The organism is Spirulina subsalsa CS-330 (assembly GCF_028330765.1).
GTDB lineage: Bacteria > Cyanobacteriota > Cyanobacteriia > Cyanobacteriales > Spirulinaceae > Spirulina > Spirulina subsalsa_A.
Genome location: NZ_JAQMTY010000274.1, coordinates 38,956 through 50,392, shown reverse-complemented (window position 1 = coordinate 50,392; position 11,437 = coordinate 38,956). Strand labels below are relative to the sequence as shown.

Here is an 11,437-nt window from a genome sequence, read left to right as displayed (position 1 = left end):
TGGCCTCGTCTGCGTTTGATCCCCCTAAATCCCCCTTAAAAAGGGGGACTTTTTTTCGTTCCCCCCTTTTTAAGGGGGGCTAGGGGGGATCGAGAGAAGGTGAACATCGTTAAGAGCAGTTTGTGTATAAGCAGTAGCCCTCCACCGGGGAGAGGGGCTGGGGGTGAGGGCTTACTGTGCGATGAACTCAAAATCGCTAACGGTCTAGCGGTTGAGCGTTCCATTCACCCGACCATTCAAGCCATACACTTCCCGATCGCCCACCAAGGCCACCAATTCCACCGCCTTTTCATCCCCCGGCTCAAAGCGAACCGCCGTCCCCGCTGGAATATTGAGCCGCATCCCCCAGGCCGCTTCGCGATCAAAGTTCAGGGCAGCGTTCACCTCGTAAAAATGAAAATGGGAGCCGACTTGAATGGGGCGATCGCCTTGATTGGCGACACTGAGCGATCGCGTTTCGCGGCCTTCATTTAAAACGATATCGCCCGCTTCGATCAAAAGTTCACCCGGAATCATGCTGCTCTCCTGCCTCGGTATAAATGGGTTGATCTGACCCGATGGATCAAAATTGTTTGCTTTTCAGTGTAGCGAATTGGATGTTGTGAACTGTGCGAATCCGGCCGCTAGCGTGATGGGATTCAGCGTAAAATGAAGGGCATTTCACGTTTAAGGGTGTTGGCATGGTGAAGCGATCGCAGTGGATTCTATTTGGCTTGGGCATTGCCTTCATTGTGGCGACCCCCACCTGGCTCCCCCTCACCCCTTTGGCCGTCACACCCTTTGGCCTCGACGAAATCAGCCAAGTGTTATCACTGCTGTTCATAATCTCCTTACTCCTGGAACGCTCCCTAGAAATTTTTGTCACCACTTGGCGCGATCCCGATGAATTAGCCTTAACCGTTGCCCTCAACGAAGCCCAAGCCGCCCTCACCGCTTGCCAACAATCGGATTCCCCCGATCCTGATGCCCTCAACGCGGCGATGATTCAGGTGCAAACCCTCCAAAAAAAGCGATCGCACTACCGCGCCGAAACCACCCGGATCGCCCTCTGGTCAGCCCTGATCCTCGGCCTTTTAATCAGTGCGAGTGGGGTGCGATCGCTCGCCCTCCTCGTGGATCTCGAAGCCGTGCAACCCTTTCAGCAACTGTGTATAGAACTGGTGGATGTTTTGCTCACCGGTGGCATCATTGCTGGGGGCAGTGACGGCGTACATAAATTACTCCAAGTCGTCACCAACTTCCTAGAGGCCACCAGCGATCGCGTCAAAAACAACACCCCCCATTCATAAATAATGCATCCTGAAACCCATCTGCGCCGGGGGAAAAGTCAGCATTATTAATGACCAGAAAATAGGGCATTCCGTCGTTAAGCGCCGTGACTCATCATCTTGATCTCCATTGACACCCTCACTGACCGGGTGATTTAAAAACGACTTTGAACCTAAAACGATCCAATTTTGATGCTTCAAAAAGTGCGATCGCTCCTCACCCATTCATGGCAGCCCCACAGAGGATCACTATCACTCAAATAGCCCCATCGTCAGAGCATTTATCCTCACCCCAAGACCTTCAAACACTGCATTCATACCAACAGAATCACAGGGAATTCTTGCACCAGGATCAACTAAATTGCAGTTTTGTATCACTCACCACACTTTACCGAAACACCGGGTCGGAATCTTGAAATTAATCCACCCATTCACCACAGAGTCTCAGTTATAGGGTAAGTTAACGTCAGAAGATTTTTGCTCGTTTATAGGGAAACGCTATGACCGCTTGTGAATATATCCCTGGCCTAGAGAACGTGCCAGCGGCCCAATCTGCCATTAGCTACGTCGATGGCAAACAAGGAATCTTAGAATATCGTGGGATTCCGATTGAAGCCCTGGCCCAAAAAAGCACCTTTTTAGAAACGGCCTATCTCTTGATCTGGGGTAAGCTTCCCACGGCGGATGAACTGAATGCCTTTGAAACGGAAATTCGGTTTCATCGTCGGATTAAGTATCGGATTCGAGACATGATGAAATGTTTTCCAGAGTCTGGGCATCCGATGGATGCACTGCAAACCTCAGCAGCAGCCCTGGGACTCTTCTACTCACGGCGGGCCTTGAATGATCCCCAGTACATTCGGGAAGCGGTGGTGCGGTTGTTGGCGAAAATCCCCACGATGGTGGCAGCGTTTCAACTGATGCGCAAAGGGAACGACCCGATCCAGCCCAATGATGACCTGGACTATTCCACCAACTTTCTCTATATGCTGACGGAGCGGGTTCCGGATACGATCGCCGCTCGCGTTTTTGATGTCTGTCTCTTGCTCCATGCCGAACATACCATCAACGCTTCGACGTTTTCGGCTATGGTGACGGCTTCAACGATGACCGACCCCTATGCGGTGGTGGCATCAGCGGTGGGAACCTTAGCCGGGCCACTCCACGGTGGCGCGAATGAGGAGGTGATCGAGATGCTGCAAGAAATTGGCTCGGTGGACAATATCAAAGCCTATGTGGATGATTGCGTCACGCAGAAAAAACGGATCATGGGGTTTGGACATCGGGTTTATAAGGTCAAAGACCCCCGGGCAACGATTTTGCAAGCCCTGGCGGAACGGCTGTTTGAACAGATGGGTCATGATCCGTTCTATGACATTGCGATCGAACTGGAAAAAGAGGTGGAATCGCGCCTCGGTCAGAAGGGGATCTATGCCAATGTGGACTTCTATTCCGGGTTGGTGTATCGCAAATTAAGAATTCCCACGGATTTGTTTACGCCGATTTTTGCGATCGCACGGGTCGCCGGTTGGTTAGCCCATTGGCGCGAACAATTGGACGCGAACCGGATTTTCCGCCCGACGCAAATCTACAAAGGCGAACACAATCAACCGTACTTGATGATCCAAGACCGTTAGGGCCCACAGAGGGTCTTTTGCCAGGGATTGAAGGGGTCACTGGGTCGGATGTTACCACCCTGTTCCCCACTTTTCGGGTTGGATAATCGGTGTACACTGAGAAAACTTGTGAATTCGGATTAACCCCGTGGGCGATCGCCCTGATCATGCCGCAGTCTTGTCATGGTTCGGTGGGGCGACAGGGTTGCGATCGCTCCCACAAACCCAAGCTTACAGCCATGCTCACCGTTTTATCCCCCGCTGCCTAGCCCCCAGCCCGACCGTTTATTGTGCTATCTCAGACTTGCTTATGACCGTCACCGCCCCCTCTCCCAACCTCAACCTAGACGCGCTGAACTCCCAATTTGAGCGAGCCACAGCCCAAGACATCGTGACCTGGAGTGGACAAACCTTTGGCAGCGGTGCCGTCATGAGCACCAGCTTCGGGATTCAAGCCGCCGTCATGCTCCACCTCGTCACCTCCATCATTCCCAACATTCCCGTCATCTGGATTGACACCGGCTATCTGCCCCCAGAAACCTATCGCTTTGCCGAAGACCTCCAGCAGCGCCTCCGTCTCAACCTCAAGGTGTACCAATCCACCCTCTCCCCCGCCCGCATGGAAGCCCTCTACGGCAAACTCTGGGAGCAAAAAGACCTCGAAGCCCTCAACCGCTACGACCAGATTCGCAAAGTAGAACCCATGCAACGGGCAATCCAAGACCTCAAAGCCACCGCTTGGCTCGCCGGACTCCGCAGCAACCAAACCCAACACCGCCGCACCCTCAACTTTGTCAACCGCCAAGGGGATTTACACAAAATTCTGCCGATTTTGAACTGGAACGCCAAAGACATTTATGACTATTTGATGCGCCATAATTTGCCCTATCATCCATTTTTTGATCTAGGCTATACCACCGTAGGCGATTGGCATTCGAGTCGGCCCTTGATGGATGACGATACCCACGAGCGCGACACCCGCTTTCAGGGCATGAAACAAGAATGCGGCCTCCATTTACCCCAAACCGCCGGTGAAGCTGAGAGCCTTGACTCTAGTAGCTTGTAAATAGAGTTTTTAACATTCTGTGCGGGTCAGAGAACAACTGCTCATACTTAACGCGCCAATGTTGACCTATATATAGCACTAGCCAGAGCGGTTAGGACATTCAGAGACTCTAGAACAAGGGGCTTAAGCCCCTTGCCTGTCCTAATGCCCTTGTTGATTGCTATAGCTTGCATATCTTCTGGATGATCAGGGTAGCAAGCGAGACGCTCGCACAACAGAGGATGACTGTCGTGGTCGTGTGCGTAGTGTCGTGGCACACGTTAATCGGTGGGTTACGGCGAATTGCTAGATTGCAGTGATGGCGGGAGTTTAAGCCGCCTAACCCACCCTACAACAAAGCCTTATTTTAGCTGTGTTACGACAGTAGTGTGAGCCTCTGACTCACTCTTGCCAGAGCCAGACTCGCAATTTGATTTATGGATCAGCAAGTCCAAAGAGAGGACTCCATCATCAACCCCCCTGCTGCACGACGTGAAAAGAGCCATTAAGCAAAGGTTTGGGTGGATGCTGGCATACATGGCTTTAACTGGGTATCAATTTTGCGAATATGGTTAATAAACCAGTCGAGAAGATTTTGATTAATTTGCAACACCAGTACAAAGCTAGGGCCACGGTTGGCAAATTCTGTCTTAATCTCCTCGTAGTTCGCAATGAACTGCTGATGAGCTTGATCATTCGTCTGAGCGATCGGGCATTTGTAGCGGTGCATACACTGTTCCTCAAAGCCAAAATGCTGTCTCACGTAGAGATCTAAGAAATTAATAATTTTTTGAATTTCGTCTTGACCTTTATTGTTCTTCATCGCTTCAACCAACAAGTTCATTTGGTCGATGAGTTGTTTATGCTGCTGATCAATTTCAGGAATACCAATCTTTAAAGAATCATCCCAGATTAGTGGCATGTTTATAACTCCGAATCTCAAAGGACGTGACTATAGCAATCCTATTTGATTCATGAACGGGCAAGGGGCTTAAGCCCCTTGTTGATGAGGAGATAAGATCTCCAATTGATTTAGGATTGCTATATAGGCTTATTGTGTCCGCAAGCTTGTGAAAAACTTGGGAATTATCACTATTCTTATGGAAAAGTTCGTGTTTCTTAATGGTTTTTGTCCCGGACTCCCCCGACTGGAGCACAGTCCGCCGGTCGATAATCATCGAGGCGGTGGGGTCGTCTCACGGTAGAATCCGAGTGATTGTGCATGGGAAGAGGATCAGGCGATGAAGATTGGGCTTTTGGGAACGGGGTTGATGGGTGAACCGATGGCACTGCGATTCATTGCAGCGGGGCATCAGGTGACAGCGTACAATCGTACTGTGAGTAAGTTAGAGGCGATCGCAACCGCAGGCGGCACAACCACCACCCAGGCGGCGGAGGTGTTGCAGGCGGCGGAGGTGGTGATTTTGATGCTGAGCGATCGCGCCGCCATTGATGCAGTATTGTGGCAAGACGACGTTACCAAACAGATAGCGGGTCAGACCTTCATTCAAATGGGCACGATCGCCCCCCAAGAAAGTCGGGATTTAGCCGCTAAAATTCGCGCCGCTGGCGGTGACTATTTAGAAGCAACAGTGTTGGGCAGCATTCCCCAAGTGAAAGCTGGGACATTGCTCGTGATGGTGGGCTGCGACATGCCCCAGCAATACATGAACTACACGACGCTCTTTAAGGTCTTGGGGGAAAAGCCGATTCATGTGGGCAAAATTGGCGCAGCGGCAGCCTTAAAATTAGCCCTCAATCAATTGATTGGCTCGTTAACTACGGCGTTTGCTCTGAGCTTGAAATTTGTCCAAACTGAAGGGTTAGATGTCGATATTTTCATGAATATCTTGCGCGAGAGTGCGCTGTATGCCCCTACCTTTGATAAGAAATTACAGCGGATGGTTGACGAGGATTTTACCAATCCGAATTTTCCGACCAAACATCTTTTAAAAGACATGGCATTATTTCAAGACGCGACCCCTGGGTATCAAAATGATCTTGTGCAGGGGGTCATTACTGTGCTGAAAACTGCGATCGCATCTGGCCATCAAGAGGATGATTATTCAGCCCTGTTCACCGCGATCGCCCCCGATTAACCCCGAACCCTCAACCGAGCAAAACCGATGGGAATGCAGCCAAACCAAAGATGCTTTCCGCTTTGATGCGAATTCTGAAGATCTTCACCGCTTTGATGGCTACCGTACCACCCCAAATTCTGAAAATTTTGTGAATAATAATGTGCTTTTTTGACTCATCCTTGATAAGATTCTAATTTTTCGAGGAAAACTATGGAGCGTCCCCCGCTTTCTCAACCCCAAATAACCCTCTTTGGTCAGCCTGCCGAGCAGGGCAGATGGTTTTTGATTCTGTTGGGAATCATTATTTTACTGTGCTTAGGCACTGTCTACTCGTGGAGTATTTTTAGAACTCCTTTACAAAATGAGCTAGGGATTAGCACAACCCAAAGCCTCTTACCCTATACCGTTGCCCTGGTTTTCTACGCGGCAACAATGCCGATCGCAGGGTTTTATATTCCTCGGATTGGCACACGACGCACAACGGCAATTGGTGGGATTATTGTCGGTTTAGGTTATATTCTGTCCAGTTTTTCGACCCAGATTTGGGGGTTAGTGTTCACCTATGGTGCGATCGCGGGTATTGGCGTGGGGATTACCTATGGCGTGCCGATGGTGGTGGTGGCGCGTTGGTTTCCTGACAAAAAAGGATTAGCCATGGGGTTGACCATCGTTGGCTTTGGTCTGTCCCCCTTCATCACTGCACCGCTGGCCAATTACCTCATTAGTGCCTACACTGTCCGCCCGACCTTGCGGGTTCTCGGTATGGCATTTATCGCCATCATTGTGGCGATCGCCTTCACCTTGAAGTTACCCCCTAAGGGTTGGCATCCTGCCCATGCGATCGCCTCAACACAACCGATCTTAGCCTCACACTATCCTGCCAGTTTATTCAAAAGTCACTCGTTTTATGGACTCTGGGTTTGTTATGCGATTGGCACAATTATCGGATTAAGTGCCATTGGGATATCCAGTCCAGTGGGAGAAGAGATTATTGAGATCAACCCGACAATTGCAGCCGCTAGCGTCTCACTCTTTGCTGTCTTTAATGGTGTCAGTCGTCCGCTTTTCGGGTGGTTAAGCGATCACTTCAAGCCTCACCACATCGCAATTTTTTCTTACATCTTGATTTTAATCGCTTGCATTTTAATGATTAATGCTCGCACGGGTCAGGTCGCCACATTTCTCATTGCTTTTTGTCTCTTTTGGTTTTGCTTAGGGGGTTGGTTAGCCATGGCTCCCACTATTACCCTGCGCTTTTTTAACCCTGACCACTATGCTCAAAACTACGGCATTGTTTTCACAGCCTATGGCATTGGTGCATTAATTGGCACAGTGGTCACTGGCCGCATTCGGGATTTGTTTGGAACCTATAACTATGTGTTTTATCCCATGGCACTGTTAGCCATTATTGGCATTGTCATCGCTAGCCTTTTTCTCAAACCCGAAAAAAGTGCTGCCAATTACTCAATTTTAGAATCAAAATCAGACCAAAAATGATCCACAAGGGGCCATCGGATGACCCGGATTAAATGCTGATCGTCGCCTTGTCTAGGACATTTGTTAATCAATTTCAGCAACGTGATGAATATTTTTTTGAGGGGCGATCGCAGAAATATCAGTAGGGAGTTAAGTGAATATGATGATTTTAATTGTAATCCTTAAAGTATTGACGTAAACCAGGGTCTTAAGTCAGCATAAACCTGAGTGCCTTTCTGAATTTGGGAAGCCAGACTAAGATTAATGCTGAAGGAGTTTTAGTGATGCGGGTGCGATTGAAACAGTGGCGACAACCAGACAAGTTCACCCCAAAATGGGGGCTTGGTGCGATCGCCACGCCAGTTTTACTGACGCTGGTGGGATGGCTTTCTCTGCTCCCGGCTCTGGCGCTTCAACCGGATGACAGCAACCGCATCCAGAACGAGACGGGCAATTCGACTGAATCACGTCGTAATTTTCCCATCGGCAGTTTTGAAGTCATCGTGACGGTTATCGGCGTAGCTTTTTTGGTGAGATGTTTTCGCCGGCCTGATCGCCATGCCGGGACTGCCGACTTTCGAGGGGCTGATCTCAACGGGGCGAACTTTTGTGATGCGAACCTGAGTGGGGCTGACTTGAGCGGCGCTGATCTGAGTAGCGCGAACCTGAGTGGTGCTGACTTGAGTGGGGCTGACTTGAGTGGTGCGAATTTGATCCAGGCTAACCTCAGCGGCGCGAACCTCAATGGTGCATTGCTGAAATATGCCAGTTTAAAGGGGGCTGATCTTAGATATACCAATCTTCGGGATTCTGATCTCCGCTATGCCAACCTCCGCGATGCTGACCTCAACTGTACTTTTCTTAAGGGTGCTAATCTGGGCGATGCTGATCTGGGGGGGGCGTTATTATTTTTTGTCAATTTACGCGAGGTTCTCAACCTTGAACCGCTACAACTCAAGGCAAAACCGTCACCGTTTTTATGTCACGCGGCGTTGCCGTATTATTCCCAGCAATACGCTTTGAATTCTAATGCGGCTTGCGATCGCATTCCCAAAATTCTCAGCGATCGTTACGATATTCCCCTAGAAGAAGCCCAAGAAATTGTCTCTGAAGCTCGACAACACCGCTGGGATTAAGGAATCTCAAATCGATAACGCCCAATAAAGATCCCAGCCGCTCACCAAGAACGTCTGGGTTTAGGGAGAAAATTTAAGGGAAGGAAGGTTGAATTAATTTCAGGTCGCTTCAGTCAAAGATGGTCAATCGCGCAGCCACCGGAAAAGATCGGAATGCTGACGCTGAAGCGCAGGAAGGAGATTAGCTCATGGCTGAGTTGCTGCGGTCATAATTGAGGCTGGACGCTGAACTGGGCTTGCCTTGAATCGTGTTGGTGTATTGATTGGGGTCAAGATCGAGACCCATTTCGGAAGCGGTGCGACCGAGCATGGATTGCTGGCGATTGCGGATGTTATGAGAGTGACGCATCATCATCGCACGGGCTTGATTTTGGGTATTCATAGGATAAATCTCCAATCAGAAAATAGGGTGAGTGAGAAAAAGATGTCGGGTGGGGGTCAAGATGCGCTCTCTGGGATGGAGAGCGATCGCGACTAACTCATGGCTGAGTTGCTGCGGTCATAGCTGAGGCGCGAAGCGGAACTGGGTTTACCTTGGATGGCGTTGGTGTATTGATTGCTGTCCAGATCGAGACCCATTTCAGAAGCGGTGCGATCGAGCATGGATTGCTGGCGATTGCGGATGTTATGGGTGTGGCGCATCATCATTGCACGGGCTTGATTTTGGGTATTCATGGGAAACCTCCGAATGACTGAGAAGAATAGCGTTTGTGAGCGATTGCTTAGTCCTCACCCTTTTAATTTACCAGGTAATTCTGTAACAATGGCTACAAAATTCCGCAAATTAACATTTATTCACAAAAAATATGATTTTCAGTTTAGATTTCAAGATTCGCCATTAGGGTGGATCACAGCGGCAGCCACAGGGTAAAACAGGTGCCGGGTGCGTCGGGATCGCTGTAAATGGGGCTTTGCAGTTCGATGTGGCCTTGCATTTGTTCGGTGAGTTCTTTGGCGATCGCTAACCCTAGCCCTGTACCGGGAATCTCGCCCTGGGCTTGAATTCCCCGATAGCGGCGATCAAAAATGCGGTTGTGATCCGCCGGGGGAATCCCCACCCCGGTATCTGCGATCGCAATCCCACATTGTTCAGCATTCCCCTGCATCCTCACCCGTACCCGTCCCCCATCGGGCGTATATTTCACCGCATTGTCCAACAGATTTCCCACCACTTCCCGCAATGCTGCCGCATCCACCCAGACGGCGGGCCACAGATTCGGTGGATCAACCTCAATCGTGATCTGACGTTCAGCGGCGATCGCCTGCGCGGACTCGACCAACGGCACCAAAAACGACGACAGCGGCACGGCTTCATAGTGCAGCGTCGTGGGGGGCGAAACCGAGTGGGATGAATTTTGCTCCGATGCGCCTGCCCGATGACTGGGTAACAAATAAGGCTCAGGACTCCCCGTTAACACCGGGGGCGGCGATTCCCACGCCGCGAGCCATTGATCAAACTGACGCAGCAACGCTTGAATATGATCACTCTCCCGGAGCATATTTTCCGCCACGGGATAGTTGCGATCCTCCGGCAAAAGACGTTTTAAGAGCAACTTACTAAAGGTGCGCAGGGCTGTCATCGGATTGCGCAGTTGATGGAGGAGATCATCCAGGCGATCGCGCTGCTGCTGGAGTTGGTGATAATGATGGGTCAGTTTTTGTTGCGCTTGGCCATGTTGTTGATCGAGAAAACAGGCAATGGCCAGGGCTTGAGCACCCTGCTTAAACTGCCCCAGTTCCGACGTTTGCCAAGCCTGGGTTTCCCGTCGGGCCACCAGCAATCCCATCACCAAACCCTGATGCAGCAAGGGAAAAATAACCTGCCGTCTGCCCCACAACACAGAATCTTGCCAAGGCGTAGAGCGGGATAGATCCGGCTCGGTGACCGGTGGCGGCTGGGTGCTCGGTTCCGGGGTCGGGGCAACGTTAGAGGGGGGAGGAGCGGGAGCAGAGGGGGCGATCGCCAAGGGTGCTGATGGCGTTGAGGCAGACGCAGCACTGGGATATTCGGCCACCGGATGCAGTTGAGGTTGCAGCCCATCAATCCAATTTTCCGTTAAATACACAGCGCACCAAGTTGCACGCAGGCTCTGAGCCAAAAGCGTCACTTGGGCTTGGCACAATTGAATAAATTCTGGACTAGCCGGAATAAGCATAGACACCGGAGAATTCGGGATGCGACCAGGGTGAACCTGTCCTTCCTAGTAAACTAAGCGACATTTCTACAAAATGTTAAAGAAGAATAACAATCTTAGGGGACTATGCTAGATTCTTTAATAGTGAGCGCTGCAAAATATCGAGAAAACTGAATCAAGCACTCCACATCATGGGCAACGTCTAGTGCCATGACCCAGGGAAAAAAGGCTTAATCAAAAAAAGACATCAGCACTATTGATTTTTGGGTTTAGATTTGGTATGCTGTGCTCGAATTTTGTAGCTATAACTACAGTACACAATTGAGGTCAGGAGGTACTTAGATTGGCAAGGAAACGTAAACGGAAAAGCCGTCGCCGCCAAGAAGGACGTAAAATTCTAGAGTTAGTACCCCAGTATAATCTAGAAAGTGGCGAAGATAAACCAGTGACAGCAGCACGTAAGTTTATTGCCTCCCAGGGCATTACACCTCCCGCTGTTCTCGTCGTCCGCCGGAATGAGCACACCACCGATCGATACTTCTGGGCAGAAAAAGGACTGTTCGGCGCACAGTACGTCGAAGAAAATCACTTTCTGTTTCCGAGTTTGCGAACGGTTGCACCCCACAATACCCAAGCAAAGGGCCCCACTAGCACAGCATTGAGTCAGTAATCACTGTACG

The 11,437-nt window shown here is 50.3% G+C and carries 13 protein-coding genes; 8 read left to right on the top strand and 5 right to left on the bottom strand.

Features of this window, described 5'->3' with window-relative positions; genetic code table 11:
- Positions 1 to 204: 204 nt before the first annotated feature.
- Positions 205 to 516 (bottom strand): urease subunit beta, encoded by a 312-nt coding sequence (locus PN477_RS19075; RefSeq protein WP_272118528.1) that lies wholly within the window; start codon positions 514 to 516, stop codon positions 205 to 207.
- 164 nt (positions 517 to 680) lie between these two features.
- On the opposite strand from PN477_RS19075, the gene PN477_RS19070 reads away from it, so the two are divergent.
- From PN477_RS19070 to cysH, 4 genes are all read left to right on the top strand, one after another.
- Positions 681 to 1,289 (top strand): hypothetical protein, encoded by a 609-nt coding sequence (locus PN477_RS19070; protein WP_272118526.1) that lies wholly within the window; start codon positions 681 to 683, stop codon positions 1,287 to 1,289.
- Between the two features lie 479 nt (positions 1,290 to 1,768).
- Positions 1,769 to 2,905: a citrate synthase gene (locus tag PN477_RS19065; RefSeq protein WP_272118525.1), complete on the top strand. Its 1,137-nt coding sequence runs from the start codon at positions 1,769 to 1,771 to the stop codon at positions 2,903 to 2,905.
- Between the two features lie 89 nt (positions 2,906 to 2,994).
- Entirely contained in the window at positions 2,995 to 3,153 is a 159-nt protein-coding gene (locus tag PN477_RS19060; protein ID WP_272118523.1) for a hypothetical protein, read from the top strand.
- A gap of 41 nt (positions 3,154 to 3,194) precedes the next feature.
- Positions 3,195 to 3,950, top strand: coding sequence for a phosphoadenosine phosphosulfate reductase (cysH, locus tag PN477_RS19055; RefSeq protein WP_272118521.1), 756 nt, complete (start codon positions 3,195 to 3,197; stop codon positions 3,948 to 3,950).
- A 484-nt stretch (positions 3,951 to 4,434) separates the two neighbouring features.
- Here the strand turns inward: cysH and PN477_RS19050 are convergent, their stop codons facing one another.
- Positions 4,435 to 4,851: a bacteriohemerythrin gene (locus PN477_RS19050; RefSeq protein WP_072619681.1), complete on the bottom strand. Its 417-nt coding sequence runs from the start codon at positions 4,849 to 4,851 to the stop codon at positions 4,435 to 4,437.
- 319 nt (positions 4,852 to 5,170) lie between these two features.
- Here PN477_RS19050 and PN477_RS19045 point away from each other — a divergent pair, with 319 nt between their 5' ends.
- The 3 genes from PN477_RS19045 to PN477_RS19035 all read left to right on the top strand — a co-directional run bounded on the left by PN477_RS19045 (position 5,171) and on the right by PN477_RS19035 (position 8,622).
- Positions 5,171 to 6,028, top strand: a complete 858-nt coding sequence (locus tag PN477_RS19045; protein WP_272118519.1) for an NAD(P)-dependent oxidoreductase — start codon at positions 5,171 to 5,173, stop codon at positions 6,026 to 6,028.
- 192 nt (positions 6,029 to 6,220) lie between these two features.
- Positions 6,221 to 7,507: an L-lactate MFS transporter gene (locus PN477_RS19040; protein ID WP_272118515.1), complete on the top strand. Its 1,287-nt coding sequence runs from the start codon at positions 6,221 to 6,223 to the stop codon at positions 7,505 to 7,507.
- A 263-nt stretch (positions 7,508 to 7,770) separates the two neighbouring features.
- The gene (locus PN477_RS19035) at positions 7,771 to 8,622 is read left to right on the top strand and encodes a pentapeptide repeat-containing protein (protein WP_272118513.1); all 852 of its coding nucleotides are present in this window, start codon (positions 7,771 to 7,773) and stop codon (positions 8,620 to 8,622) included.
- A gap of 181 nt (positions 8,623 to 8,803) precedes the next feature.
- Here PN477_RS19035 and gifA (PN477_RS19030) read toward each other — a convergent pair whose 3' ends face one another.
- The 3 genes from gifA (PN477_RS19030) to PN477_RS19020 form a co-directional block, all read right to left on the bottom strand.
- On the bottom strand, positions 8,804 to 9,004 hold the full coding sequence (gene gifA / locus PN477_RS19030) for a glutamine synthetase inactivation factor IF7A (RefSeq protein ID WP_272118511.1): 201 nt from the start codon (positions 9,002 to 9,004) through the stop codon (positions 8,804 to 8,806).
- Positions 9,005 to 9,096: 92 nt separating this feature from the next.
- Entirely contained in the window at positions 9,097 to 9,297 is a 201-nt protein-coding gene (gene gifA, locus PN477_RS19025; RefSeq protein ID WP_072619688.1) for a glutamine synthetase inactivation factor IF7A, read from the bottom strand.
- A gap of 173 nt (positions 9,298 to 9,470) precedes the next feature.
- Positions 9,471 to 10,778, bottom strand: coding sequence for a sensor histidine kinase (locus PN477_RS19020; RefSeq protein ID WP_272118508.1), 1,308 nt, complete (start codon positions 10,776 to 10,778; stop codon positions 9,471 to 9,473).
- A gap of 322 nt (positions 10,779 to 11,100) precedes the next feature.
- On the opposite strand from PN477_RS19020, the gene PN477_RS19015 reads away from it, so the two are divergent.
- Positions 11,101 to 11,427 carry a DUF3155 domain-containing protein gene (locus PN477_RS19015; protein ID WP_072619690.1) on the top strand — a complete coding sequence of 109 codons (327 nt, stop codon included), beginning with the start codon at positions 11,101 to 11,103 and terminating at the stop codon, positions 11,425 to 11,427.
- Positions 11,428 to 11,437: the final 10 nt, after the last annotated feature.